The 26,907-nt window shown below is 34.1% G+C and carries 30 protein-coding genes, 2 pseudogenes, 2 riboswitches and 1 other annotated feature; of the genes and pseudogenes, 26 read left to right on the forward strand and 6 right to left on the reverse strand.

What is annotated here, in order from left to right; all coding sequences use genetic code 11:
* Window positions 1-3 precede the first annotated feature (3 nt).
* Genes ribD through WAX74_RS14600 form a run of 3 tightly spaced genes read left to right on the forward strand, consistent with a single transcriptional unit; the run spans window position 4 to window position 2,770 of the window.
* On the forward strand, window positions 4-1,113 hold the full coding sequence (ribD, locus tag WAX74_RS14590; protein ID WP_336498395.1) for a bifunctional diaminohydroxyphosphoribosylaminopyrimidine deaminase/5-amino-6-(5-phosphoribosylamino)uracil reductase RibD: 1,110 nt from the start codon (window positions 4-6) through the stop codon (window positions 1,111-1,113).
* A complete protein-coding gene (locus WAX74_RS14595; protein ID WP_336498396.1) occupies window positions 1,110-2,192 on the forward strand; it encodes an FAD-dependent monooxygenase in 1,083 nt (360 codons plus the stop codon). The genes ribD and WAX74_RS14595 overlap by 4 nt, the downstream gene beginning before the upstream one ends.
* A 17-nt stretch (window positions 2,193-2,209) precedes the next feature.
* Window positions 2,210-2,770 carry a 5' nucleotidase, NT5C type gene (locus WAX74_RS14600; RefSeq protein ID WP_336498397.1) on the forward strand — a complete coding sequence of 187 codons (561 nt, stop codon included), beginning with the start codon at window positions 2,210-2,212 and terminating at the stop codon, window positions 2,768-2,770.
* Window positions 2,771-3,003: 233 nt separating this feature from the next.
* Here WAX74_RS14600 and WAX74_RS14605 read toward each other — a convergent pair whose 3' ends face one another.
* Window positions 3,004-3,168 (reverse strand): aspartyl-phosphate phosphatase Spo0E family protein, encoded by a 165-nt coding sequence (locus WAX74_RS14605; RefSeq protein WP_336498398.1) that lies wholly within the window; start codon window positions 3,166-3,168, stop codon window positions 3,004-3,006.
* A 248-nt stretch (window positions 3,169-3,416) separates the two neighbouring features.
* Between WAX74_RS14605 and WAX74_RS14610 the strand changes: the two genes are divergently transcribed.
* The 6 genes from WAX74_RS14610 to WAX74_RS14635 all read left to right on the forward strand — a co-directional run bounded on the left by WAX74_RS14610 (window position 3,417) and on the right by WAX74_RS14635 (window position 6,639).
* Window positions 3,417-3,968 carry an NUDIX hydrolase gene (locus WAX74_RS14610; RefSeq protein WP_336498399.1) on the forward strand — a complete coding sequence of 184 codons (552 nt, stop codon included), beginning with the start codon at window positions 3,417-3,419 and terminating at the stop codon, window positions 3,966-3,968.
* Between the two features lie 23 nt (window positions 3,969-3,991).
* Window positions 3,992-4,654 carry an HAD family hydrolase gene (locus tag WAX74_RS14615; protein ID WP_336498400.1) on the forward strand — a complete coding sequence of 221 codons (663 nt, stop codon included), beginning with the start codon at window positions 3,992-3,994 and terminating at the stop codon, window positions 4,652-4,654.
* 84 nt (window positions 4,655-4,738) lie between these two features.
* A complete protein-coding gene (locus WAX74_RS14620) occupies window positions 4,739-4,945 on the forward strand; it encodes a hypothetical protein (RefSeq protein WP_336498401.1) in 207 nt (68 codons plus the stop codon).
* Between the two features lie 245 nt (window positions 4,946-5,190).
* Window positions 5,191-5,703 carry a hypothetical protein gene (locus WAX74_RS14625; protein ID WP_336498402.1) on the forward strand — a complete coding sequence of 171 codons (513 nt, stop codon included), beginning with the start codon at window positions 5,191-5,193 and terminating at the stop codon, window positions 5,701-5,703.
* Between the two features lie 26 nt (window positions 5,704-5,729).
* Window positions 5,730-6,197, forward strand: coding sequence for a GNAT family N-acetyltransferase (locus tag WAX74_RS14630; RefSeq protein ID WP_336498403.1), 468 nt, complete (start codon window positions 5,730-5,732; stop codon window positions 6,195-6,197).
* Between the two features lie 31 nt (window positions 6,198-6,228).
* Window positions 6,229-6,639, forward strand: coding sequence for a GNAT family N-acetyltransferase (locus WAX74_RS14635; protein WP_336498404.1), 411 nt, complete (start codon window positions 6,229-6,231; stop codon window positions 6,637-6,639).
* A gap of 255 nt (window positions 6,640-6,894) precedes the next feature.
* Here WAX74_RS14635 and WAX74_RS14640 read toward each other — a convergent pair whose 3' ends face one another.
* Window positions 6,895-7,914 carry an NADH:flavin oxidoreductase/NADH oxidase gene (locus WAX74_RS14640; RefSeq protein ID WP_336498405.1) on the reverse strand — a complete coding sequence of 340 codons (1,020 nt, stop codon included), beginning with the start codon at window positions 7,912-7,914 and terminating at the stop codon, window positions 6,895-6,897.
* A 440-nt stretch (window positions 7,915-8,354) separates the two neighbouring features.
* Here WAX74_RS14640 and WAX74_RS14645 point away from each other — a divergent pair, with 440 nt between their 5' ends.
* Window positions 8,355-9,563 carry an argininosuccinate synthase gene (locus WAX74_RS14645; protein WP_336498406.1) on the forward strand — a complete coding sequence of 403 codons (1,209 nt, stop codon included), beginning with the start codon at window positions 8,355-8,357 and terminating at the stop codon, window positions 9,561-9,563.
* Window positions 9,560-10,933: an argininosuccinate lyase gene (gene argH / locus WAX74_RS14650; RefSeq protein ID WP_336498407.1), complete on the forward strand. Its 1,374-nt coding sequence runs from the start codon at window positions 9,560-9,562 to the stop codon at window positions 10,931-10,933. The genes WAX74_RS14645 and argH overlap by 4 nt, the downstream gene beginning before the upstream one ends.
* An 88-nt stretch (window positions 10,934-11,021) precedes the next feature.
* Here the strand turns inward: argH and WAX74_RS14655 are convergent, their stop codons facing one another.
* Entirely contained in the window at window positions 11,022-12,062 is a 1,041-nt protein-coding gene (locus WAX74_RS14655; RefSeq protein WP_336498408.1) for a serine hydrolase domain-containing protein, read from the reverse strand.
* A gap of 299 nt (window positions 12,063-12,361) precedes the next feature.
* A riboswitch (FMN riboswitch) is annotated at window positions 12,362-12,492 on the forward strand.
* Window positions 12,493-12,633: 141 nt separating this feature from the next.
* Window positions 12,634-12,765: riboswitch (FMN riboswitch) on the forward strand.
* A gap of 182 nt (window positions 12,766-12,947) precedes the next feature.
* On the opposite strand from WAX74_RS14655, the gene ribE reads away from it, so the two are divergent.
* The 6 genes and pseudogenes from ribE to WAX74_RS14685 all read left to right on the forward strand — a co-directional run bounded on the left by ribE (window position 12,948) and on the right by WAX74_RS14685 (window position 17,480).
* Window positions 12,948-13,595, forward strand: coding sequence for a riboflavin synthase (ribE, locus tag WAX74_RS14660; protein ID WP_336498450.1), 648 nt, complete (start codon window positions 12,948-12,950; stop codon window positions 13,593-13,595).
* A 20-nt stretch (window positions 13,596-13,615) separates the two neighbouring features.
* A pseudogene (ribB, locus tag WAX74_RS14665) lies at window positions 13,616-14,236 on the forward strand (3,4-dihydroxy-2-butanone-4-phosphate synthase); the annotation flags it as partial.
* 58 nt (window positions 14,237-14,294) lie between these two features.
* Entirely contained in the window at window positions 14,295-14,759 is a 465-nt protein-coding gene (gene ribH, locus WAX74_RS14670) for a 6,7-dimethyl-8-ribityllumazine synthase (protein ID WP_336498409.1), read from the forward strand.
* Between the two features lie 311 nt (window positions 14,760-15,070).
* Window positions 15,071-15,910, forward strand: coding sequence for an ABC transporter permease family protein (locus WAX74_RS14675; protein ID WP_336498410.1), 840 nt, complete (start codon window positions 15,071-15,073; stop codon window positions 15,908-15,910).
* Window positions 15,907-16,947, forward strand: a complete 1,041-nt coding sequence (locus tag WAX74_RS14680) for an ABC transporter permease (protein WP_336498411.1) — start codon at window positions 15,907-15,909, stop codon at window positions 16,945-16,947. Before WAX74_RS14675 ends, WAX74_RS14680 begins: the two co-directional genes overlap by 4 nt.
* A 50-nt stretch (window positions 16,948-16,997) precedes the next feature.
* On the forward strand, window positions 16,998-17,480 hold the full coding sequence (locus WAX74_RS14685) for an NUDIX hydrolase (RefSeq protein ID WP_336498412.1): 483 nt from the start codon (window positions 16,998-17,000) through the stop codon (window positions 17,478-17,480).
* Window positions 17,481-17,514: 34 nt separating this feature from the next.
* Here WAX74_RS14685 and WAX74_RS14690 read toward each other — a convergent pair whose 3' ends face one another.
* A complete protein-coding gene (locus tag WAX74_RS14690; RefSeq protein WP_336498413.1) occupies window positions 17,515-17,994 on the reverse strand; it encodes a DinB family protein in 480 nt (159 codons plus the stop codon).
* 196 nt (window positions 17,995-18,190) lie between these two features.
* On the opposite strand from WAX74_RS14690, the gene WAX74_RS14695 reads away from it, so the two are divergent.
* The 3 genes from WAX74_RS14695 (at window position 18,191) to WAX74_RS14705 (ending at window position 20,970) form a co-directional block, all read left to right on the forward strand.
* Entirely contained in the window at window positions 18,191-18,745 is a 555-nt protein-coding gene (locus WAX74_RS14695; RefSeq protein WP_336498414.1) for a YdcF family protein, read from the forward strand.
* 91 nt (window positions 18,746-18,836) lie between these two features.
* Window positions 18,837-19,280, forward strand: coding sequence for an NUDIX hydrolase (locus WAX74_RS14700; protein ID WP_336498415.1), 444 nt, complete (start codon window positions 18,837-18,839; stop codon window positions 19,278-19,280).
* 133 nt (window positions 19,281-19,413) lie between these two features.
* Window positions 19,414-19,677, forward strand: a binding site (T-box leader).
* Window positions 19,678-19,743: 66 nt separating this feature from the next.
* Window positions 19,744-20,970 carry an MFS transporter gene (locus WAX74_RS14705; protein WP_336498416.1) on the forward strand — a complete coding sequence of 409 codons (1,227 nt, stop codon included), beginning with the start codon at window positions 19,744-19,746 and terminating at the stop codon, window positions 20,968-20,970.
* An 86-nt stretch (window positions 20,971-21,056) separates the two neighbouring features.
* On the opposite strand, the pseudogene WAX74_RS14710 reads toward WAX74_RS14705, so the two are convergent.
* Window positions 21,057-21,698: pseudogene (locus WAX74_RS14710) on the reverse strand (DMT family transporter); the annotation flags it as partial.
* Window positions 21,699-21,842: 144 nt separating this feature from the next.
* On the opposite strand from WAX74_RS14710, the gene WAX74_RS14715 reads away from it, so the two are divergent.
* From WAX74_RS14715 to WAX74_RS14730, 4 genes are all read left to right on the forward strand, one after another.
* Window positions 21,843-22,424 (forward strand): TetR/AcrR family transcriptional regulator, encoded by a 582-nt coding sequence (locus WAX74_RS14715; protein WP_336498417.1) that lies wholly within the window; start codon window positions 21,843-21,845, stop codon window positions 22,422-22,424.
* A 22-nt stretch (window positions 22,425-22,446) separates the two neighbouring features.
* The gene (locus WAX74_RS14720) at window positions 22,447-22,788 is read left to right on the forward strand and encodes a DMT family transporter (RefSeq protein ID WP_336498418.1); all 342 of its coding nucleotides are present in this window, start codon (window positions 22,447-22,449) and stop codon (window positions 22,786-22,788) included.
* Entirely contained in the window at window positions 22,789-23,103 is a 315-nt protein-coding gene (locus tag WAX74_RS14725) for a DMT family transporter (RefSeq protein ID WP_336498419.1), read from the forward strand.
* Between the two features lie 136 nt (window positions 23,104-23,239).
* Complete coding sequence (locus WAX74_RS14730; RefSeq protein WP_336498420.1) at window positions 23,240-23,551, forward strand: hypothetical protein; 312 nt, start codon at window positions 23,240-23,242, stop codon at window positions 23,549-23,551.
* 110 nt (window positions 23,552-23,661) lie between these two features.
* Here WAX74_RS14730 and WAX74_RS14735 read toward each other — a convergent pair whose 3' ends face one another.
* On the reverse strand, window positions 23,662-24,861 hold the full coding sequence (locus tag WAX74_RS14735; protein WP_336498421.1) for an MFS transporter: 1,200 nt from the start codon (window positions 24,859-24,861) through the stop codon (window positions 23,662-23,664).
* A 133-nt stretch (window positions 24,862-24,994) separates the two neighbouring features.
* Here WAX74_RS14735 and WAX74_RS14740 point away from each other — a divergent pair, with 133 nt between their 5' ends.
* The gene (locus tag WAX74_RS14740; protein WP_336498422.1) at window positions 24,995-25,867 is read left to right on the forward strand and encodes a LysR family transcriptional regulator; all 873 of its coding nucleotides are present in this window, start codon (window positions 24,995-24,997) and stop codon (window positions 25,865-25,867) included.
* A 250-nt stretch (window positions 25,868-26,117) separates the two neighbouring features.
* Window positions 26,118-26,696: a histidine phosphatase family protein gene (locus WAX74_RS14745; RefSeq protein ID WP_336498423.1), complete on the forward strand. Its 579-nt coding sequence runs from the start codon at window positions 26,118-26,120 to the stop codon at window positions 26,694-26,696.
* The last annotated feature ends 211 nt before the right edge of the window (window positions 26,697-26,907 follow it).

Genomic DNA, 26,907 nt, shown 5'->3' on the forward strand with positions numbered 1-26,907 from the left:
GTGATGAATTCAGATCAAGATTATATGCGCCTAGCACTTGATTTAGCTGCAAGTGCAAAAGGTAAAACGAATCCTAATCCTATTGTTGGTGCTGTTATTGTTAAGAATGGCGTCATTGTTGGATCAGGATTGCATCGTAAAGCTGGTGAGCCTCACGCAGAGGTACACGCTTTTAATATGGCAGGTGAACATGCTAAAGGAGCAACACTCTATGTCACTTTAGAGCCATGTTCCCATTACGGCAAGACGCCACCTTGCGCAAAGCTTGTTAAAGAATCAGAGGTTAGCCGTGTTGTCGTAGCAATGCAGGATCCGAACCCAGATGTTGCTGGTAGAGGGATCAAGTTATTACGATACGCAGGAATTGAAGTGGAAGTCGGCGTATTAGAAGACGAAGCAAAAAGACTCAATGAACGTTTTATTCATAATATGATTACGAATCGTCCATTTGTGATTTCCAAATTTGCAATGACGTTAGACGGCAAGCTCGCAACTCATACAGGTCATTCTAAATGGATTACAGGAGATGCCGCTCGTGCGGATGTCCACAAGCTACGGGATGAAGTAGATGCAATTTTAGTCGGGGTTGGAACTGTATTGGCAGACAATCCATCCTTAACGACTAGATTACCGAATGGGCAAGGAAAAAATCCTATCCGAATAATATTGGATGGTCAATTACGTACACCACTAAATGCTAATGTATTACAAACAACTGAGGCGGAAACTATTATTGTCACTTCAAATGATGCAGATCATGAAATTGTCGAAATGTATGAAGAAAAAGGTGTTTCGTTCGTTTATGTGTCACAAGATGATAATGGATTGAACTTACAAGAAATGCTAGTAAAGCTTTATAAACTAGGTATTACAGATGTACTTGTTGAAGGTGGAGGCTCTGTAAATGCATCTTTTTTGAGAGCAAATTTAATAGATAAATACTTAATTTATATTGCACCGAAATTATTAGGTGGCAGAAATTCAATTACACCGTTTACAGGAAAAGATATAGATACGATGGACGCTGCCATGCTTGTGTCATTTGAAGAAATCGATAAGTACGGTGAAGATATTCGGATTACAGCGTATCCAAAGCAAGGTGATCAAAAGTGAATAAAAAAGTAGATGTTTGTATCGTTGGGGCTGGACCTGGAGGGGCATTACTTGCGTATTTGCTTGCAAAGAAAAATGTTTCGGTTATTCTTTTGGAACGATCTCCAGAGATCGGTAAAGCATTCCGAGGAGAGCATCTTAATGAAGAAGGCGAAGATATTTTAAAAGAACATGGCCTATTTGATGCTATTGAACAAATAGGCTTACTTCGAATGGAACAGCTGGAGTATTGGCAAGATGGAAAGTGTTTTAAAACGATACTCCCAGATCCTCAAGTAGGCCACCTCGGTATTCATGTACCTCAATCACATCTGTTAACTGTTTTGTTGCAGGCTGCGGAGAAATACCCTGCCTTTACGTGTATGTTAAACACTAAGGTAGTGGAATTACTCAAAAATAAAGATGGTAGTTTTTGTGGTTTGAAAGCAGTGAGCGATGGCGAAGAAATAGTGATCGAAAGTCAACTTATTGTCGGTGCAGATGGTCGCTTTTCAACTGTTCGTAAAAAAGCAGAGATTGATGCAACCATTCGAAAGCATGGCTTTGACTTACTTTGGGCAAAAATACCCGCACCAGACGGTTGGGAGCCATCTATTAAAATGGCACTTATTGGTGATAAACAACTCTCACTCTTCACACAAACAAAAGGCTTTATTCAAATTGGATGGAATATAGAAGAAGGTTCCTTTCCTGCACTTAGAAAGCAGCCTTTTACACCTTTTATTGAACAATTGATTGAGGCATTTCCACAGCTTAAAGACACTGTTCGTCAACACATTCGTTCCTGGCAGGACTTCGTCTTATTAGATGTGTATAGTAGTACGAGTGAGAATTGGGGAAAAGAAGGTGTAGTGTTGATTGGTGACGCTGTGCATACGATGACACCTACCGGGGCTTTTGGTTTAAATAGTGCTTTAAAAGATGCTGATTTACTTGCATCTCTTATTGATGAAAATTATATATACAAACTCGATTTCATTAGTTGTGCGACACAAAGAAAAAAAGAAGTAGAAAAGATTCAAGCGATTCAAATTGAAAAAGAGCAGTCATTTGCATCTCAATTTGTAGTTTTTGCGTAACATACAGGAGGAATATCGTGAAATTTGGTTTTGATATTGACGATACTTTAATTAATTTAAGGGAACATGCCTTTCATTTATACAACAAAAAATTAAATCAAAATATAGCTTTAGAGGTCTTTCATGAATTGAAAACAGTCGAAATCCATGAAGCCTTTGGGATGGAAAAAGAAGCTGGAAATGCTATGTGGATTAGCTTATTGGAAGAGATTTATTTTACTGATTGTCCAGCATTTGAAGGAGCAATTCGAACATTGCAACAACTAAAAATAGATGGACATGAAATTTTTTATATTACATCTCGCCCAAAAAAGTACTGCATGCAAACACGTGAATGGATGAAAGCTCAAGGTTTTCCAGTGGAAGATGAACACTTTTTTTGTGGGATGCAGGATGATGAAAAGATTGCAACGATTAATGATTTAGAATTAGACTACTATTTTGACGATAAACCTGCAGTTCTTGAAACGTTAAATGATGTAACGACGAAAGTTTATATTATGAATCAATCGTATAATCAACATGTTAATCTACCACGTTTATATCAGTGGTCAGAATTAAAAGAAATAATGAAGTAAAATTGTTAGAAATGCCAGTGAAATCCTTCTTACATTGTGACTTACGTTTGCAAGTAATGGATTTTTAGTTAAGTTAAAAAGAGTTGTTACGCAATTAGGGAAAGCCTATCGTCTATTTAAGGGATGATAGGCTTTTTTTCATTAACTAAATAATGAAGGAAAAGATCAAAAATTGTTGAGATCTATTAATTTATCAATAGGAAGATATGAAAACTTTATTTTTATATATGTTTTTATGACACTTTATCATAATATTTATTAAGTAACACATCTAGCTCTTGGCTACAGGAGACGACAAGTGGATGGCTATATCCGAACTGCTTCGCCATTTTGTACATAGCTTTTCTTTTTATCTCAATGCGAACTAATAATGTATTACCTTTCAACAAACTTTTCACAATTCTTCCTCCATAATGTATATTTCGCTTCATTTCTTGACGAGTATTTCTAGTATGTAGGGAAGCAACTAGTAAATTGTACAATAACGATTTTAAAAAATTTGTCGTATTGTGAAATAATAATGAATGTTCATAAATTTGTCACAATTGACATGAATAAAAGTCGAAGAACAGAAAATTTTGGAATCCTCCACATTAATTTGAAACAATTTTTAAAAGTGAACGTATAGACTTTAGAGGTGACCAGAATGAAAAGTTGGAAAAAGTTAACTTCAAATTATGTATATAAAACGGTATTTGGAAATTTAAGAAACGACCAATGCGAATTACCAGATGGGCAAGTAATAAATAATTATTATGTCCATGAATATGCTGATTGGGTTAATGCCATTGTTATTACAAAAGAGAATAAGCTAGTGCTTGTAAAACAATATAGATATGCAGCTGAAGATTTCTTTTTAGAAATTCCCGCAGGTAAACCAGAAGGTGATGAAAAATACGAGAAAGCGATTTTAAGAGAAGTCCGAGAAGAGACAGGGTATATTACAGAGAAAAAGCCAATTTTAATAGGAGAGTTTTATGTGAATCCAGCTACACAAACAAATAAAGTAGTAACATTTTTATTAGAAGATTCATATAAAGCATTTGAACAAGAACTGGATACCACTGAGTATATTGATGTGCAATTAGTAGACATCAATCAGATAGAGGCTATGATTTCAAACGGTGAAATTAATCAACTTTTTACTGCGAGTGCCTTCTACATGTATAAGTCAATCTTGAATGAAAGAACAGTTTAGGAATATGAAGAGAGGTGTTATAAATGATTAAAGGAATTATATTTGATTTTGATGGGTTAATTGTAGATACAGAAACAGTCTGGTATGTGGCATTTAAAGAAACCTTGTTTGATAGGCATGCTGTAGAACTTGGCCTAGCAGGTTACGCTAATTGTATTGGGACTGGTAATGATGTTTTATATAAATATTTTCGTGAGCTGGCTGGTCAATCAGTAGACTGCGAACAATTAGAGCGTGATGCTTATATTAAATATAAAGATAAAATGAAAGTACCGGTTCTTAGAGAAGGTGTGAAAGAATATTTAGAGGAAGCAAAAAGCCACAACTTAATAATCGGCTTAGCGTCTAGCTCATCTAAAGAGTGGGTTACTGCCTATTTAGAACAACTACATATTATAGAATATTTTGATGTAATCAATACAAGAGATGATGTAACTAAAGTTAAACCAGATCCTGAGTTATATTTAAAAACATTAAAAGACTGTGGGTTATTACCGAAAGAGGCTATTGCTTTTGAGGATTCATTAAATGGCTTAACAGCAGCAAAAAAAGCAGGAATTAGATGTGTGATTGTTCCAAATGAAGTGACAAGTAATTTACCTTTTACAAATCATGACTATCATTTAAATTCAATGAAGCAAGAAACGCTTGAAGAAGTGATGAAGAAAGTGGAGTTAATTGGTTAGTTGGAATAATGATTGCTTTAGTTGGAATTTTAGGTCGGTTAGTTGGAAATTAAACAAGTTTAGTTGGAATATTGGCAATGTTAGTTGGAATATAAAGAAATCCCCAGACAAGAAATTGCTCTTGTGGCGAAACTAAATTCAACAATATCAGAAGGAAATCGAAAAGAGGAAGACATCTGCGGAACATTTGTATTTACAGCAGGATATTTAGCGGTTCGAAAAGCATGGCCTCTATTCGCTGTTAATCTCAAAAGGATAATGAAACTACTGAATGAAAAAAGTAAGAAATAGACAAAGAAATAAGGCATTTTCTGCTCAAAATGTTGAACAGGAAGTGCCTTGTTTTTGTATTAAAAGCAATTATGCCGTTTAAAATGTAAGTTTTATCATTGCTATCATTTTTGTATGGAGTGCTTTTTAGTTTGCTTAAAAAGGGTTTTATTCATATACCGTAGAATACAATATATAGAATTTTTTCAAAAATTTCATGAAAAGCTAGAACATTATTATGAAGTCAAGAAAAGAGGAAATATTAAATGATAAAAAGATTATTTATCCCTCTCTCTTTATTAATCTTACTAACTGGGTGTCAAAATGAATCTCCAGTGGCTTCAGCAAAAAGTGAAGAAGGACAGGTGAAGCAGCTTTTAATCGAGAACGAGCGATTAACAAACCAACTAATTGAATTAAAGAAGGATAAAGAGGAAGAAAATGAAGATCTAAGGACGACAATGAATTTGACGTTTAAACTTTTAACAGCACTAGAAAAGAAAGATTTTGAGTATATCTCTTCCATATCATCCCCAAATGTTCAAGTGAATGAGAAAGAGAGCATTTTATTTTTTAAACGTCAAAAAAATAGTCACGAGATAAGTAGTAATAAAGAATATAGTTTAGAAAACTTAGAATATCGATTTTATGAATTAGAAGAAGATAAGATGACAATCGGCTTCGCAGAATATTTTTTTGAAGGACATAGTACGATTTATTTTGAATTTATCAGACAGGATGAAACATGGTTGATCGATTTTATTGTTACAGATGCATAATAGTTCAGATTACGGAAGGTGAGTAAATGAAGATAAGACTAGCTGAGAAAATAGACATTAATCAATTAATTCAAATGAGATTTGACTTTACAATTGAAGACAACGACACCAGAACATTCCATGAAAGTGAGTTTGAATCATTTAAATTGGAGTGTCAAAATTTTTTGGAGAAGGCGATAGGGAGTGACACTTGGTTTATATGGATTGCTGAGGAAGGGGAAAAAATCGTTTCTCATATTTATATTGAACTAATTCAAAAAGTTCCTCGCCCTGGAAGAATCACATATCCATTTGCGTATATGACTAATGTCTATACTATTAAGGAATACAGAAACAAAGGTATCGGAAGTAAATTGATTAGGACTATAAATGAATGGGTTATAAATAACAAATATGAATTCATTATCGTTTGGCCAAGTGATGATAGCATAAATTACTATCAAAAGAATGGATTTAAACTTTGTAAAGAACCTATGGAATTCTTTTATTCATAGACTCAAATGCTTAAAGAGGAGAAACTTAAAGATGAAATATAAAGTGATAGAGAAATTAAATGATAACCAACTAAATAATTTACTCGCTTTGTTTAAAAATGAATGGTGGACGCAAAATCGTCAACTCTCAGATATAAAACAAATGGTTGAAAATAGTAATGTAGTTATTGGATTTATTAATGAAGAAACGGATGAATTAGTCGGTTTTGCTAGAGTTATTACAGATACAATTTATCGTGCTTTTATATTTGATGTAATTGCAAAAGAAGAACACAGAGAACGTGGAATTGGTAAGATTTTAATGAATACTATATTGACTCATTCACTTGTCAAAGACGTTGAGAGAGTTGAACTTTATTGTCCAGATCGACTTGTTCCTTATTATGAAAAGTGGGGATTTTCAACAGATGTAAATGGTAGCAACTTAATGAGAAAAAAATAATATTTTAATTGAATGAACTTTCCCTGTCAAACTAGGTGGTACTGAAAAACTTTCGTTTTAAATGACCAATTATTTTTTTCAGAAATTGCCTTATTTTTTCACAATTTCTAAATCTCCATGAATGGAAATTAACGGTGCACAGACAAAAAACGAGTATGTGAACGAAATGTCGTCACATACTCGCTAATAGATACCATTGAGTGCCCTCGTGTAACAATATGGGGAGGTTCTAGACTAGTATATAAAAAATTCTAGTCAAAAACCTCTTTTATAAGGTGTAGGAGGTACAACTTTGCCAGTAATTGATTCTTCCGCGTGTAGTGCCCAATAGGGATCTTTCAGCATTCCACGGCCAATTGCTACTAATTCTGCATCGTCTTCTTCAATAACTTTTTCTGCTAGAGTAGCGTCTTCAAGTATACCTACTGCAATTACTGGTACATCTAGCGCTTGTTTGAATGCACGTGCAAATGGAACTTGATAGCCTGGTGTGTTAGCTGGTTTTACTTTTCCAGGAGGTGCTTCTCCGCCACTTGAAACATGGAAAATGTCAATGCCAGCTTCTTTATATTTTTTAGCAATTTCTAATGAATGCTTTAGGCCATATCCATTATCCATATATTCAATAGCTGATATCCGCATGATTAACGGCATTCCATCTGGCATAACACTCCGAACTGCTTGAATAACTTCTACTCCAAATTTGGATAGGTCTTTTCCATAATCATCAGTTCTATTGTTAATAGCCGGTGAATGGAATTGATGGATTAGGTAGCCATGTGCACCGTGGATCTCGATTGTATCGAAACCAGCTGCTACTGCACGTTTTGCTGCATCTTTAAATTTAATGACAAGTTCTTTCACTTCATCAGTAGAAAGAGCACGAGGTTTTTTCCACTTACTATCTACTGGAATATCGGATGAACTAACAGGTTGTTTCGCGTCAGTTGCTTTTCTGCCTGCATGAGCAATTTGGATACCAATTTTCGAGCCATATTTATGTACTTCCGAAACAATTCTCTCATAAGCCGGAATCTGTTCATCAGACCACAAACCTAAATCATTATCGGTAATCCTTCCATCTGGTTCCACATCCGTCATTTCTACTATAATAAGGCCAGTCCCTCCAATTGCACGAGAAACATAATGAACGTAATGCCAATCATTTGGTACTCCATCTTTAGCTTCAACAGAATATTGACACATAGGTGGCATTACGATTCTATTTTTTATCTCTAATCCTTTAATTGTAATAGGTGAAAATAAATAACTCATACCTCACACTCCTTTTATATTATTTATTATCTGTGTTTATACAATGCTAATCAAATCATGTGCTTATATTTTTCTAATGGTTAATAAATTTGCATTAGATTTTAAGATTTAAACTAATTTAAAGAATGCATACAAAGCTAAATACAATATTGTTTGTTATACATGGAGATGATAAATTGTATGCACTCGTAGAAGTTATAAAGAATACAATTAACAAAATAGAAAGATATCTTGATAAAAGAACAACTATTATAGTATAAATTCAGGAATGATAAGGAACAAATAAGAGGAACCAATAATTGAGGATATATTAGAAGAATAATAATATGAAATTTATTCCTCATAATCATAAAATATTAGTTGTAATTATACAATCCTCATGTTACATTATGTATATTAATACTAAATTTACGTATAAACATACAATGGAGGAATGTAAAATGAATAAAAAAGTCGTTTTAGCTTATTCAGGCGGTTTGGATACTTCTGTAGCAATTACATGGTTAAAGGATGAAGGATACGATGTTGTTGCAGTATGTCTAGATGTTGGGGAAGGAAAAGACTTAGAATTTATTAAAAACAAAGCACTACAAGTTGGAGCAATCGAGAGCTATATGATCGATGCTAGAGAAGAATTTGCAAATGAATACGCTCTGATAGCTCTTCAAGCTCATACATGGTATGAAAATAAATATCCACTTGTTTCAGCTTTATCTCGTCCGTTAATTTCAAAAAAATTAGTGGAAATTGCAGAACAAACAGGAGCAATAGCAGTAGCACATGGCTGTACTGGTAAAGGGAATGACCAAGTGCGTTTCGAGGTTTCGATTAAAGCATTGAACCCAAATCTAGAGGTAATTGCACCAGTTCGTGAATGGAGCTGGAGTCGTGAGGAAGAAATTGAATATGCAAAGAAGAAAAATATTCCTATTCCTATTAACTTAGACAGTCCATTTTCTATTGACCAAAACCTATGGGGCCGTTCAAATGAATGTGGAATTCTTGAAGATCCATGGGCAGCACCACCAGTCGATGCATATGATCTAACTGTTGCATTAGAGGATGCACCTGATACTCCAGATATTATTGAAATAGAGTTTAAAAATGGAGTTCCGGTTGCGCTTGATGGTGTGGAATATAAATTATATGAGTTAATCCTAAAATTAAACGAATTAGCTGGTAAACATGGTGTTGGACGTGTTGATCATGTTGAAAACCGTTTAGTTGGTATTAAATCACGTGAGGTATATGAAATTCCAGGAGCTCATACTCTATTACTTGCTCATAAAGAGTTAGAAGATATTACTCTAGTAAAAGAATTAGCACACTTCAAACCAGTAATGGAGAAAAAATTAACAGAGCTTATTTATGAAGGTCTTTGGTTCTCTCCACTAAGAACTGCTTTAGAGGCATTCTTAAAAGAAACACAAGTATATGTAAATGGTACAGTTCGTGTGAAACTTTTCAAAGGCCATGCAATTGTCGAAGGGCGTAAGTCTCCAAACTCTCTTTACAATGAAAAGCTTGCAACATATACAAAAGATGACGAATTTAACCATGCTTCTGCAGTTGGGTTTATCGAACTTTGGGGCCTTCCAACTAAAGTTCACGCATTAGTGAACAAGGGAGCAGAGAAGGTGCAATCATGACAAAATTGTGGGGCGGAAGATTCCAAAAATCAGCCGAGCAATGGGTAGATGAATTTGGTGCTTCTATTGGTTTTGACCAAACACTAGTATTGGAAGACTTAGATGGTAGTATTGCGCATGTGAAAATGCTTGGAGATTGCAAAATCTTGCCTTCTGAAGATGTTCTTCAAATAATAGATGGTCTTGAACAGTTAAAAATACGTGCAGCAGAAAACAGTTTAGTGTTTTCTGTTGCAAATGAAGATATTCATTTAAACTTAGAAAAAATGTTAATTGATCTAATAGGTCCCGTTGGTGGTAAGCTACACACTGGCCGTAGCCGTAACGATCAAGTAGCTACTGATATGCATCTATTCTTGAAAAATAGAGTAGGTGAAATCATTGAGTTAATTGAGATTTTTCAAAAAACACTTGTGGAACAAGCAGAAAAACATGTGGAGACTCTTGCACCAGGTTACACCCATTTACAACGAGCGCAACCAATTTCTTTTGCACATCATTTAATGGCGTATTTCTGGATGCTAGAACGCGATAAAGATCGTTTTCATGATTCGATTAAACGTATCGACATCTCTCCGCTTGGGGCAGGTGCACTAGCAGGTACTACCTTTCCAATCGACAGAAAATTGGCCGCTGATTATTTAGGCTTTTCAAATGTATATGCTAATAGCATGGATGCGGTAAGTGACCGAGATTTTATCGTGGAATTCCTTAGTAACTCCTCGATGCTGATGGGACACCTTTCAAGATTTGCTGAAGAAATTATTCTTTGGTCTAGTTCAGAATTCAATTTTATAGAACTTGATGATTCGTTCTCTACCGGTTCTAGTATTATGCCTCAAAAGAAGAACCCTGATATGGCCGAATTAATTCGTGGAAAAACAGGTCGTGTATATGGAAATCTTATGGGCTTACTGACCGTAATTAAAGGATTACCACTCGCTTATAACAAAGACATGCAAGAAGACAAGGAAGGTATGTTCGATACAGTTCATACAATAGTTGGATCGTTGAAAATTTTTGAAGGTATGGTTCGTACAATGACGATCCATACTGACCGACTTCACGATACCGTTCATAAAGATTTTTCTAACGCAACAGAGCTTGCTGATTATCTTGCTTCAAAAGGGCTTCCATTCCGAGAAGCACATGAAGTGACAGGGAAATTGGTTTTTCTATGTATCCAACGAGGCTATTTCCTATTAGATCTTCCACTAGAAGATTTACAAGAAGCAAGCAATCTAATAGAGTCTGATATTTACGATGTATTATCACCTCTTGCTGCTGTGAAAAGAAGAAATTCCTTAGGTGGAACAGGTTTCGAACAAGTAAAAATACAAATTAATGAGGCTAAAATGCGTTTAGCATAATAAAAACAGTAGAAACCACTCACATTCTTGTGAGTGGTTTCTACTGTTTATTTGTGTTTAAGCATAACAGTGCTTGTGATATATTTTACTATACTCCCAGTGCTAACTTTATAGAAAGACGAATCGGCAGACTAGGGTTAGCAAATTGATTAACATCCCCGACAAAAAAAATGTCCTTCTGGGGATAGTAAAATGCAAAGGAACCAGTTGAGCCTGAGTGACCCAACAATTCTCCCTTTTTCATAAACGGCATTAATAATCCACCAAGTGTAATTCTCATATATCCTCCCCCATAGCTAATCGGTCCCATTGTGATTTGAAGCTTGTTATAATTAGCTAGTTCGTCAAATATAATTTTATTAAACAACTTACCGCCAAAAAATGCTTTAATAAATATCATCATTTCTCTCGCAGTAGTAACAGCACCGCCACTCGCACGACAGCTACAAATAAACATTGGGCGGTTCAATACTTTATCCTTGTAGTAAATATGTGGTATAAAATCATTTTCACTTTGTGGAAGGTAAGTATTCTTAAGCCCTAATGGGATAAAAATTAATTGCTGGTAGGCCTCTGCCAGTGTCGTTCCATTTACCTTTTCAATAATTTCTCCAAGTAAATCAAAGTTGAGGTCAGAATAATAGGCTTTTCCATTAGTGCGGGGGATGAAATGTGGTTTTAGTTCTTTTGCCCAATGTAAAAGTTCATGAATAGAAAAGCTGAAATCTTGATTAATAACTTTTCTTTTAGTCGAACTTTTCTTCTCTTCAAATTTATCAGGTAATCCGCTAATTTGAAACAACAAGTCGGATAAAAGTAAGTCAAATGAATATTCCTTTGACTTGTATATATGCAGTCCGCTTAAATGTTCTTGGTCAAGAAATTCAGATATTTTATTCCTCAAAGATAGCTTACCTTGTTCTTGCAAAATTAAAATACAAGCAGTGGTCAAAAGCTTTGTTATGCTTGCCATAAGCATTGGTGAATCTAATTCCTTACCGCCATAGCCTTTGTTCCAAGAAAATTCACCTGTTGTATCTTCCATATAAACAATTCCATCATGAATGCGCTTATTAACCATAGTTTTATTAAAAACTTTTTCTAAATTTATAGATTTATACGTTTTCATAAGATCTCCTTTCTAAGATCTGATACAAAATGTTGCTATTATTAATTTCTTTAATACTAATAAGTAAAGAGGAAGTGAAAGTACAGAATCCTTCTATATTATTCTTTAAATAAAGAATATATCACTTCTTTAAACAGACCATAAAAAACTGTTTAAAACACAACTTATAGAGTTATTCTCTACTGGTATTAAAGTTGATATAACTCGACTGTTTGTAGAATCTGATATATTAACAAATATAGGAAAGACAATTTACGTGTATAATTATTCTTTGCATGGTATTATAACTGCATAGATGAATAGTCCTTCGGGGTCGGGTGAAATTCCCAATCGACGGTGATGAAGAAATTCTAAGCCCGTGAGCCTTTTTAAGGCAGGATTTGGTGCGAATCCAAAGCCGACAGTATAGTCTGGATGGGAGAGGGACGTTTGAGCAACTTTTTTTACTTATGGAGAAATTTTTCTTCTATAGGTTTATTTGTTGATGAAATAACATTTCCTACGACCCCTAGAGATTCTCTATGGGGTTTTCTTTTTGTAAAAAATGAAAACCCAGCTACAACTTCATATTATAGTCCTTCGGGGTCGGGTGAAATTCCCAATCGACGGTGATGAAGTAATTCTAAGCCCGTGAGCCTTTTTTAAGGCAGGATTTGGTGCGAATCCAAAGCCGACAGTATAGTCTGGATGGGAGAAGGATGTAAGAGCAAGAAACCTTATAAATGTATTGATTTATATAGGCTTATTAAGTATTGCTTTAATTACATAATCCCAAAACCCCTTAGTGTTTAGTTAAGGGGTTTTCTTTTGTTTACAGAGAATTGTGTTGTCAAGACAGGAGGTTTTCTGAATTTAATAAATTATTTCTGAATAGAGGTGTTTATGTTGTTTACTGGAATTATTGAAGACTTAGGTAAAGTTAAGGCCGTGAAAAGTGGAGCGAACAGTATGCAGTTAACATTGGAATCTTCCAAAATAGTTGAAGACATTCATTTAGGTGATAGTATTGCTGTTAATGGTGTTTGTTTAACAGTTACTGCTTTTTCTAATAATCATTTCACTGTAGAAATAATGCCAGAAACCGTTAAGTCAACAAATATCCGTTCACTGCAAATTGGCCATGTAGTCAATTTAGAAAGAGCGATGGCGGCAAATGGTAGGTTTGGTGGACATTTTGTTTCGGGTCATGTGGATGGAACGGGTGTCATCTTAAGAAAAAGAAAACTGGAAAATGCGGTGTACGTTGATATCGGAATTGATAGAGAACTAAGTAAGTATTGCATGCTAAAAGGTTCGGTAGCGATCGATGGAATTAGTTTAACTATTTTCGAAGTGCAGCCCACACAAATAACAGTATCGCTTATTCCTCTTACATTCAGCGAGACAATCTTAGGTATTAAAAGAGAGCAAGACATTGTAAATATTGAAAATGATCTATTAGGAAAATATGTTATTAAACAATTAAATCAGAAGCAAGAGAAATCAACGAACTCAACAATAACGATGGATTTCTTAAGACAAAATGGATTTTAAAAAAGGGGGCTTTTACTAAAATGTTTCATACAATTGAAGAAGCAATAGATGATTTGAAAAACGGTAACATCATTATTGTAGTGGATGACGAAAGTCGAGAAAATGAAGGAGACTTTCTAGTATTGGCAGATTATGCTACACCCGAAAATATTAACTTTATGGCAATGTATGGTCGTGGATTAATATGTACACCTATTACGAAGAATTTAGCTGATTCTCTAAATTTATCTCCTATGGTCGAAAATAATACGGATAATCATCAAACTGCCTTCACAGTTAGTATAGATTATAAAACAACGGAAACCGGAATTAGTGCATTTGAGCGATCTGAAACGATATTACAACTCTTGAATGCTGAGTCGGTAGGCTCTGACTTCCGTCGACCTGGTCATGTGTTCCCTCTAATAGCAAAAGACAATGGTGTACTTGAACGTCCAGGTCATACGGAAGCAGCTGTTGATTTTGCAAAACTTTGCGGAGTTAAACCAGCTGGTGTCATTTGCGAAATTATGAGTGAGAATGGTGAAATGGCTAGAGTACCAAAATTAAAAGAAATAGCAAATCTTCATGGATTGAAATTTGTCACTATTGAAGCATTAGTAAATTATCGAAATGCACATGAAAAATTAGTGATGGGTGAATAACTTTAATTAACAGGATTATCTAATTTATAAATTTAAAATTTAGGAGAGATAAAGAATGGGACAAGTATTTGAAGCACAATTAATCGGAACAGATTTGAAAATAGGTATTGTAGTTGGTAGATTTAATGAGTTTATCAATGGTAAATTATTAGATGGCGCAATGGACGGCTTGAAACGTCACGGTGTTTCTTTGGATAATGTAGATGTAGCATGGGTACCTGGAGCATTTGAAGTACCATTTTTAGCGAAAAGAATGGCCGAAACAAAAAAATACGATGCTATTATCGGTTTGGGAACTGTTATTAGAGGCTCTACTACACATTACGATTATGTATGTAACGAAACAGCAAAAGGAATTGCAAGTGTAGGGTTAACAACAGGAGTTCCAGTTATGTTCGGCATTGTGACAACAGAAACAATTGAGCAAGCTATTGAACGCTCTGGTACTAAAGCTGGTAACAAAGGCTATGATGCTGCAGTATCCGCAATTGAAATGGCTAACTTAAATCGTTTATTTTAATAATCTCTATTAGACAGGCTAAAATTAGCCTGTTTTTTTTGTGATAAAGAATTACTTAGGTCGTTCCATTTTAACAATCGGATGATAATAAGTAACAATCGGATAATAAATGAATATAATCGGATAATAACTAGTGATAATCGGATAATGACCCTAACTAATCGGATAGTTTCAAGCCAGATGTTCCTCCCTTAACGAATAGAAATACTTAATTGGATAAATCTATTAAATTAGTTAAATCTGTCATTTATTTATAACCTATTATGTTATGATAATTTTATCTTAGTTTTCAGACAGCAGGGGGATTTTTTGTGAATGGGTTATTAAAGTGGGGGGTACAACTGGTAGTTGCCTTTATCGGGATTTTACTGATAAGTGGACTACCTATAATGATCACTGGTTTTCAAGAAGGGGAATTCAGGTGGAAAGAGTATACTCAACATATACTTGCAATATTTCCGGTTTCCAATTTTATGCACCAATACTATAGTCCACATTTAGGGAAATATATTATCTATTCTTTAGAGATTTTATTTTTGGCTTTATTAGTGGCAATTTTTTTAGCACTCATTTTTACGATAATTACCATGTTGTTTAAAGAGAGAACAAGACAACATATTAAGACAACCTTTTTCTTTTTGGAATCCATACCAGACATTTTAGTTATATTATTAGTTCAATTAGCTGTTATTATGATTCATAAAAACACAGGAATTTTTCTTTCCATTGCAGCTACGGGAGGAGAAAAGATTTATATTCTCCCCGTATTTTGTCTAATGATTTTACCAATGGTTCAGTTGTATCGTTTAAGCATGCTAACTTTTGAAGCAGAGGAACGAAAGCTGTATGTTGAACTTGCAATTTCACTAGGCTATGGTAAATTAATTATTTTGATCATACATATATTTAGAAATGCAATTATTAGTATATTTTTCCAGTCTAAAAAGACGATGTGGTTTATGCTTTCCAATCTATTTATATTAGAACGAATGTTCAATATGCCAGGTATTATGTTTCACTTGAGCCAAAATATGTCTGGCGAACTTTTTTTAATTACAGTTTGCAGTTTCTTTTTACCTGTTTTCATACTTTACAGCTTTGGTGAGTGGTACTTTTTACGCCGTTTGAATCGGGGAGGTGCTATCGGATGAAGTTTGTTTGGAAGCAACCTTATTTTGTTTTTGGATTTATCATTCTTGCATTCTTTTTAATAGGAAGTTTTGTATTCGAATGGATTAATGGACCGGATCCTAAGCAAACATTTTTTATTTATGAGAAGGGTAAATTGATTGAAGCTGCTCCACTTTCACCTAGCTGGGCTAATCCTTTTGGGACAGACCAGTTTGGTTTTGATATGTTTGCAAAAATTATGCTTGGTGCAAAATATACAATTATTGCTGCAATGGGTGTTGCTGCTGTCCGTATGCTTATTGCAGTGCCCCTAGGTTTTGTGATAGGAACGTATTGGCAAAAGAAACGTTCATTATTGAATAGTTTTATTGATCCGCTACATTATGTGCCAATGACCATTTTTTCCTATCTCATGTTGTTCCCCGTATTATGGGAGCCTATGGAAGGGTTCTCGACTACGGTATGGGAACGTATTGTGATTCAAGTTGTGTTAATGGCTATTATAACCGTGCCTATTGTGTCCGCTTTAATTGGGAATGAAGCGAATTTACTTTATCAGCAGGAATACATTTTAGCTGCAAGAACACTTGGAGCAAGTCGTCGTAGAATAATATTGAGACATCTCTTTCCAATGATGAGGGAAAAGTTATTTGTCATTTATGGTCAGCAAGTGGTTGAAACCTTAGTTGTTTTTACGCATCTTGGTCTGCTTCAATTATTTATTGGGGGAACGAATGTCAGCTATGATCCCATGTTTGGTGACCCACCAAAATCGATAGCTTATGAATGGGCTGGACTTTTTGGCTCTTCGTTTCGATATTTACAAGGTGTTCCATGGCTTCCTCTTGCCCCAGCAATCTGTTTCGCACTTGTAATTTTAGCCGTTGCTGCCATGATTGAGGGCTATACAAGGGCAGTGAGTGGGCATGTGAAAATTCCGAAACGGAAGAAAGATGGATTTATTTCAGAGGATATAATTGAATGGAATCAATATAAGATGAAAGAAAAGCTGCAATTGATTCGTAAAAACGAGAAGGAAAACACATCGAAACTGTAGGCAAAATTGTCTACAGTTTTTTAACTAAATTATATGAAGGAGGAAAAATAATGAAGATGCCAACGCATATATTAGCAGTTGGGGGAATAGTAGAGAATGAAAAGGGAGACATTCTTTTAGTGAAGACACTTCATGGAGGGTGGGTTTTTCCTGGTGGTCAAGTGGAGATAGGGGAAAACCTGATGGATGCATTATGTCGAGAAATAAAAGAAGAAAGCGGTATAGATATAGTTGTTTCTCACATGATTGGTGTTTATTCAAACACTGGTATTCATAAATGGTATGACAATGAAACGGACGTTCCCACTAAACTGATAGTTGATTTTACATGCAAGGCTGTAGGTGGAGAACTATGTACTTCTGATGAAACTACAGAAAGTGGATGGGTGGCAAAAAACAAAGTGTTAGATTTAATAACTGCTCCTGCGATCCGAACACGTTATCAAGCTTATTTAGAGTTTGATGGAACAACAAACTATATGGAATATGTAACGAAGCCAGAATTTTTACAGAAGCTAAATAGAAAAATTTAGGGGAGTAAAACCTCTTTCAATTAAGAGGTCCTTATTAATAGTTTGGTTCTCTAAATAATATATCGCTAGATACAGGCTTAAATCCCATTTCCCTAGACCAAACAGATAATTGTCCTATATGATGAATTTCGTGTGAAATAATATGACGAATAATTTTATCGTAAGAAAATGTATAAGTAATACCTTTTTTATTAGTAATTTTTAAAACTTTATTTTCCAGATTAGAAGTCGAAGCTTGTATAAATTTATAAGTATTTTCTTTGGTTTCATTCGAATAATTGATTACAACTCGAATATCTGTAATTAAGTTAATATCATGCTCGACAACAGATGTTCCATTCATTTGATTAATCCATATCTGTTCACAATCTATTACATGGAATAGATTATGCAATATACTACCCATTCCACCAATACGTTTTTTTGTAAGCTCTTCAATTGATAGTTCCTGGCACCAATCAAACCACTCATTTCTTATTTGCCAATTATATAAAAACATTTCTAGCACTTTCATTCCTCCCTCTATAATTCTAATCTTTCATATTATCGCAAATTTTCTAATAATTTGGTAGGATAAAGAAGGAGATTTTTATAAATCAAAAGTATTAGTGAGTGGTGGAGAACCTTCTAAAATCCACCTACAATTATTGAACTTTCTTTTATTGGACTTCCAGAAATGACTGAATCAGTTTAAAAGGAGGGAGTAAACTATGTCTTATCCATTCGAGTGCTTTACCAATTTTATTTTCGTTGAAACTGAAATTGTTCCAGCAGATGTGATTCTAATTCCTGGTTCGAGCCATCCTCAACTAATGGAACAAGCGACCTTCTTGTATCATCAAGGCTTAGCACCATTCATCCTTCCTTCTGGTGGAGCAAACCCTCGTGTTGAAACTACTGAATGGGATTTCTTAAAAGATGTTGGTGTCGAGAATGGAGTGCCTAAAGAAGCAATTTTAAAGGAAAATAGGGCACAAAATACTTTTCAAAATGCACGTTTCTCATTGGAAGTTTTACATAAAACAGGAATTCAACCTAAAAAAGTGATCATGGTCTGCATGGCAGTCCACTCTCGTCGAGCTTTATTAACTTATCAAACGGTGTTCCCAAAAGAAACAGAGTTCTTCATCTCACCTGTAATTGATAGGACTGGAATAACCAAGGAAAACTGGTTTTTAACTGATGAAGGGATATGTCATGTAATGGCTGAAGTTGAGAAAATCGGCAAATACTTCAGGAATCATATTGCAAACTGGGTTAAATAATACATATCGAGTTCCACTAATGGTGCTTTAATTTAAAATATATAATGATAAATTTTAAACATAATTGTCGTTATCTCAGGAGGGGAAATTGGTGTATCCGAGAGCGAAGTCATTAGGAATTATCTTAAAGGATAATAAAATTCTAGTAGAAGAACGAAAAGGGAAACATTCAACGGGAAATGGTTTATATTATCGTTTAATTGGTGGGACAATTGAATTTGGCGAGTGTTCTAAAGATACTATAATAAGAGAATTTAAAGAAGAAACAGCTTTAGATATAGAAATAATTGACTACATCGTCTGTTTAGAAAACATCTTTAATATTGAAGACAATATAGGTCATGAAATCATACAAATTTACTTGGTGGAATTTAAGGACCAAATGCAATATCAAAAAGAAAGCTTTAAAATTGTTGAAGGAAGTAAAATTACCTATGCGAAATGGATCTCTTTAACAGATATTTTTAGGGGAAAGATAATACTTTATCCTAATGGTTTAAATGAAGTATTAAAAAATAATTTTAACTCTCTGTAATCCTAACATAGTGGAGATTATTTTCACCAAAACTAAATACATATTTCTATATCTTTCATAGAAATAATTAGTAGTTTTTTTTTGAATTGTATTTTAGTTCAAAATAATATAGTATATACAAAAATCATCTATATAAAAAGCTATGAAAAGAAGAGTAAACATACGTACTATCTAAAGAGACCTCTGGTAGCTGAAAAAGAGGGGTAGGGAATGTGTTGAAACAAGGCTTGGAGCTGTGCATTGGATTTGTTTGTTGGAATGATGATGATGCAACGTATTCTCACGTTAACGGGATAGAGTATCGCACGTGATTTATTCACATAGCTGTACTTGATAAGACTTCTGCAGCAATGTGGAGGTGAACTGGGGTGGCACCGCGATATGACTCGCCCCCAAGATAAATATCTTGGGGGTGAGTTTTTTTATTTTGTTTTGTAAAAAAAATAAAATAGGAGTGGTGAATATGTCCAGATGGAAGTATCCTTTAATGCTATTAGGAGGAATAGGCGTTTCAAATGTGGGTGGATGGGTTTACCTAATCGCACTAAATTTAATTATATTGAATGAAACAGGTTCTCCACTTGCAATTGCTATATTATATATACTAGGTCCAATTGCAACTATATGTTCGAATGCTTGGGCAGGTAGTTTAATTGATCGGGTAAATACAAGGCGACTTATGTTAGGATTAGACGTTTTTCGAGCAATATGTATTGCGTTAATTCCATTTCTACCTTCACTTATTTATGTTTATATACTAGCGTTTATCATTAATATGGGAAGTGCTATTTTTCAACCTGCATCTATGGTATATATGACTAAACTAATACCTGAAAAAGATCGGCAACGCTTTAATGCACTACGTAGTTTTATCAACTCTTGTGGTTCACTAATAGGTCCTGCTATTGCTGGGATTTTATTTTGGATGGGTACTCCTTATACTGCCATCCATGTGAATGCAGTTGCTTTATTTTTTTCAGCACTTATTATAATGTTGCTACCTAATGTTGATTCAAGACTCAAAGAGACAGAGGGGCAAAGAATTACTTGGGATATGATAAAAAATGATTTTCGAGTTATTTTTAATTTCAGTAAGGACTATACCTATGTCACAAAGATATATTTATTATTTAGCGGTACTACTATATTCATGACTGCAATAGATTCTCTCGAGGCAGCATTTGCTAAAGGAGTACTTTCAATATCAGACACCAATTATGGGTTTTTATTAAGTGTCTTTGGAACTGGAATTATAATAGGATCAATTATTAATTCAGTATTTTCAAAACAGCTTGCAGTTAATCTTTTAATAGGTTTTGGTACCATTTTTACCTCAATAGGTTATATAGTACTTTATAGTTCGATTGGCTTTTTAAGTGCAGCTCATGGAGTATTTTTAATTGGGTTTGCGGTAACATTTGCAAATACAGGGTATTTGACTTTTTACCAAAATCACGTTCCTGTGAGTTTGATGGGAAGATTCGGAAGCATCTTTAGTGTTATTGAATCAGTTTTCATTGTTGCATTAACGGTTTTAATAGGTTTAGCTGCTGAATTAACTTCGATCCGCCCAGTGGGGTTAATAGGTTCATTTGCCTTCTTCTTATTAGGGTTATTGGCATTGAAAGCTGTATTAGGTGCAAAACGGAAAGTATATTTTAAAAAAGGTGCTTATTCTTTAAACAATTAATTATAAAAAGGCTTGACCGATAAAGTAATCGGCAAGCCTTTTACTGAACCAGATTTATAGTTATTGAACTATTTAGTTGAATTAGTTTAATCATAGAGTCTTTCTTTTTTTGCAGCTTTGTTAGTCTTTGATGAAAAATTTTTATTCAATGCCAACAATAAAGTCATTCCTATTATGCAAACAGTTCCAACCCATTGAAAAGATCCAAAAGGTTCTCTTAACCAGAATACGGTTGTTAAAACTGCTGCAAGTGGCTCTAGACTTCCGAGAAGACTTGTCTCTTTCGGCGAAAGACTTTGTAAACTCTCTATAAAGAACCAGAAAGCGAGCATCGTACCGAAAATAATAACGAAACCTAAGTATAGATAAGCTTCTGTCGTTAAGTGTGCTAAGTTGATTTTCCAAGGAGGGCTAATAAAACTTAAAGCAATACCACCGATAATCATAGCCCAGCCAACAATTACAAGAGAATCATATCTCTTCAATAAATAAGCACCATATAAAGTATAAAATGCTGCTGCAACTCCAGATAAAATCCCCCAAACAATAGCAGAAGATGGTACAGATAGTAGTGAAATGGAATCGTTTGTTAATAAGAAAAAACAACCAATAAGAGCTAAGGAAACCGTTAATAAATCTTGTCTTGATAGAACTGTTTGTTTGCGGAAAATTAAATAAATGATGTTCATGACGGGTGATAAATATTGTAATAATGTTGCAACAGCAGCTAATTGGAGTATATATCTAAATTTTTATCAATCGTTTTTCAAAGGTTACTTTTTTATATTAATATGAAATGCATGTAGAAATTTATTGACATGTTATAAAATATTTGATATTTTTAACTGACGAACGTTCGGAAGGGGGATAATATGACTTTATATAAAATTAAGGAAGTTGCACTTAATCGCTTTGCCGAGAATGGATATGATGGAACATCAATGGCTCACATTGCTGATGAGGTAGGGATAAAAAAACAATCAATCTACACATACTTTAAAGGGAAAGATGACCTATTTCTTGATGTATGTAGCGACGTATTTGCTAATGAATTAAAAATTGTTGCCGATTTTATTGAATGTAATAAAAAGCTGCCTATCGAGAGTTTCTTATTTAATTTCCTTTTGCATTATAAAGAACAATATGATAAAAACGGACACACTAAATTTTGGCTTCGCATATCGTTTTTTCCTCCTACTCATCTCTACAATCAAGTCATGAAGTATGTATATGAATACTTGGATAAGGTAGAAGATCTTCTAGTTCCTATCGTAGAAGTAGCAATGATGGAAAACCAAATTAGCTCTTCAATTGGAGCTAAGCGCGCTACTGTAGCATTCTTAGGAGTCTTAGATGGAATTTTCGTAGAAATGTTATATGGTGGTCCTGAGCGATTAAATAAAAGATTAGATGCTTCATGGCATCTATATTGGCTTGGATTATCAAAGGATTAAAAGCTTTACGGAGGGAAAATAAATGAATCGTAATTGGGCACTTGTAATTATAGCTGGTATTATTGAAATTTTTTGGGCAATCGGGCTGAAGTATTCAAATAACTGGATTTCTTGGATTGTAATTGCCTTGCTAATATATTTATCATTTGTTGTTTTGCTAAAAGCATTACAAACCGTACCAGTCGCATCTGCATATGCTGTCTTTACAGGAATTGGGACAGCGGGTACGGTTGTTGTAGAGATGGTTGTTTTCGGAGAACCATTTAGTTGGACAAAAATATTCTTTATACTATTGCTATTAGCTGGTGTAATAGGATTGAAATTGGTCACCACAGATTCTAGTGAGAAAGAAGGTGTAGAATAAATGGATTGGGTATACCTTATTCTGGCTGGATGTCTTGAAGTAATTGGTGTTATAGGATTGAATAGAGTTATTAAATACAAGAGTATTCAATCATATTTTCTCTTAATTGGTGGGTTTATATTAAGTTTTAGTTTTCTTGCATTGGCTATGAAAACCCTCCCTATGGGATTATCCTATGCAGTTTGGACAGGGATTGGAACAGTTGGTGGGACACTTGTAGGAATGTTAGTCTACGGTGAATCTAAAGATTGGAAACGAATTTTATTTATAGGTATGATTGTCGCTGCAGTAATTGGACTGAAATTGACTTCTTAAGAGTTAGTTAAGAAACTTATGATGCTAGACAGATTTATAATTAAACAAATCGGGGAGTTAATCTAAAATAATTAACTCTCTTATTTTATTAAAGGCGTTTAGTGTTAAAAGTCTGGTGAAATTTGGAGGAAACAAGTTGTTTGTAAAAATATATCAGTATCATATCCAAAAAGATAGAGAAGACGAATATTTAATGATTCAAGAAAAGACGTCAAAAATTTATGCTAGGTATTTTGATTTTCACATAGTATATTTAAATAGCAAAGTTGATGAAACGAAATGGATTGAGATTGCTAGGTATAAAGACGAAGAGGAATACAATAAAAGTTTGAATATTATTAATGAACAAAAAGAAATACAAGAGTTGTTCAAAATCTTTCAATCTCTTTTGGTTGTTGGAAAGAGTGAGATAAGTGAAGAGGACTTTATAGAAAAGTTTACTCTATAGGAAGGTACTCGTCCTTATTTTTATTGTACAAATAAGTGTATCCTTTAAAATGTTAAGAGGCTATATAAATAGGGGATATCCCCTATTTATATAGCCTCCTCTTTTTATTATTATTCTACGCCTGCTGTTTTATTTTGAACACTTTTAATTTTTTTCCCGTGGGCGAAAAAATAGAAAATGATACAAACTAAAACAACAACAGCCATGCTTACATACATTCCTCTATAGCCAAACGAAGGGATCAAAAATCCTAATATGAACGGTCCTACACCTAATCCTAAGTCGAATGAAACGAAGAAAGTTGAATTGGCTAATCCTATGCGATGAGGTGGCGCTTTTTTAACCATGATAGTTTGAACGCTAGACATTGTTGTTCCATAACCAATACCTATTAAAGCTCCAGCTATTAAAAGTATATATCCATTTTGAGCTTGACTAAGCATAATCATACCGATGAAAAACATAATCATACATGGATATACAACTGAATTTTCACCTTTTGTGTCAAACATTCGTCCAGTAATTGGTCTTGAGACCAATAGAAAACAAGCATATATAAGAAAGAAAAAGCTTGCTGCTTCAGTTAAATTTACTTCATTGGCAAATGAAGATATGAACGTAATGACACTTGAATAGGCAAACCCTAATATAATCATTAGCACAGCCATAGAAAGTCCGCTGAATTCAAAAAAGTCGCTTAGTTTAAATCCTTTTAAGCTCTCGACTTCTTCCTTGGATATTTTTACATTCTGTACATTTAAAGATAGAGCAAAAACTAATGCTATTACTGCAAAAATAACACACATTAAGAAGGCCATGTTATATCCGGCATGCTGAACTATAAGTAAAGCAATAAATGGACCAACTGCTGTTGCAATTGTCACACTCATTGAAAAATAACCAATTCCTTCTCCACTTCTTTCTCGAGGAATTGAACTTGTCATAACGGTTGCTATTACTGTAGCTGCGATACCTAATGATGCACCATGTATAAAACGGTCTACAAATAGTAACGCTAAATTATTTATTTGGAAGTAAAGTAGAGTAGTAATGATAAACACAATGATTGAAGTAAATAGTAATTTTCTTCTACCGATTACATCTAAATATTTCCCAGCTAGTGGGCGAGATATAAGGGTTCCGATTATAAATATACTGGAAGCAAGTCCAGCCAGACTTTGAGGTGCATCGAATTTTTTCACCGCATATTCTGAAAAAATCACCATGAGTAAATAAAAGTTCATACTAAGAAACAAGTTTGTTAAACAAACCATGATAAAGTTTTTTGTCCATAATTTTGGTCTAGTCATTTATATTGTCACTCCTTGTTAAAATATTTATCACTTTATTTGTCAACTGCTGATTGAACACTCTATCTATGCTACACTAGTGACATTAATAAATAAAATAGATGTTATCTATAAAGGAGATAAGTAAATAGTTATGCCAACAATTACTCAATTTGAGATATTTGTAGAGGTTATTAATGAAGGGAGTTTTACAAAGGCTGCTAAAGCACTACATATGTCACAACCAGCTGTTAGCCATGCGATTGCTAGTTTGGAAACAGAGTTAGGAGTTATATTATTAGTTCGGGAGAGAGGAAAGGATTTAATAGTTACGGATATAGGTAAGCGGGTTTTATTACAAATTAGAAATATACTTAATTGCCGTGAAAAAATTGACCAAGAGGTCTCTTTAGAAAAGGGACAAATAACTGGAACCATACGTATTGCAACTTTCCCTAGTGTAACGGCTCATTTCTTACCTAAGATTATTAGAACCTTTCAACAAAAACGACCGAATGTGTCGCTGACTTTTAAGGAGGGTTCACAAGAAGAAATTATCGAATGGTTATCGTCAAGGGAAATTGATATTGGCTTTGTCGTTCTGCCATGTAGCGAGTTAAATACGATTCCCCTTGTGAAGGATCGCTATCTAGTTATGCTACCTGATGGGCATCCCTTGTTGAAAAATAAATTCGTTCAATTATTTGATTTGGATAACGAACCCCTTATCATATCTAATGGCGGATATGAAGCACCTATTATTGAACTGATGAGGAAACAAAAAATTACTATAAATGAAAAATATAATACATCTAACCTAAATACATCATTAGGCATGATAAAAGAAGGATTAGGAGTACTCATCTTGCCTGAACTTTCCCTGAAAAATCTTTCTTTTCCCAAAACGAACATTCGCTTATTAGAAACAAACAACTATAGACATATTGCCCTAGCCTTACCTTCATTAAAAGGAGCTTCCCGAGCAGTCCAATTATTTATTCAAATAACAAGAGAACTTTTTGATTAGAAGAAATACAAAATACTTTATCACAGTTTATTTAACTCTTCTATCCTTCTAAAACTGGACAAAAAGTATTTGATTCAACAAGTCTGTTCCCTTAAAAATCAATGAGAAAGGTGGGACCATACAGCTCTCACCTTACATTGGCATTATTAATGATCCCATACATATGTTCACATTAAAGCTATTGGACAAACGTAAAAGAAGGATTTATTTTGACAGTACTAATTATTTTTCAAAAGCGGAGGAAAATAAATTGACTACAATAGGGCTTGTGAGGCACGGTATTACGGAATGGAATATACTTAATAGGTCACAGGGTATATCTGATATTCCTTTAAATGAGGTAGGTAAGAAACAGGCAGTCGCATTGGCGAATAGACTTTCTTTAGAGGGAAAGTGGGATATTATTGTAACAAGCGATTTATCACGTGCCAAAGAAACAGGACAAATAATTGCTACTAAATTAAATTTGACAGTCAGATGCGATGAAAGAATACGTGAAATTAACTGTGGAGAAATGGAAGGAACTACTGAAGAAGAAAGATTAAATAAGTGGGGTACTAATTGGAGAGAATTAGACCTTGGAATGGAAAAGTTTGAGGATGTAGCTAAAAGAGGCTATGAGTTTTTATCAGAAATAATTACTACATACAGTGATAAGCATGTCTTGGTAATAAGTCATGGGGCTTTAATTGGTCTAACATTACAAAGATTGCTACCAAAAAAATTTCCAAAAACACACATAGATAATACATCATTAACTATTCTAAACAATAGCCAAGGTACATGGGATTGTACACTTTATAACTGTACTAAACATTTGAATGAATAGAGTATTACCAACTTGAATGTTGATGAATTAATAATTATTGTATCTTCTAAAATAACAGCGGCAAGGTGCTGCACCCCAAAAGTTAGAACTCTTTTTATTAACTTAGTATTAGCGCAAAAGTTGAATAAGAAAATTAGATAATAATTATTCTAATTAAATTGAACGAAAATTCGAACTATTTTACGCTAATTACGTCCTAAATAATAGGGAT

Source organism: Psychrobacillus mangrovi (assembly GCF_037104765.1).
GTDB classification, from domain to species: Bacteria; Bacillota; Bacilli; order Bacillales_A; family Planococcaceae; genus Psychrobacillus; species Psychrobacillus mangrovi.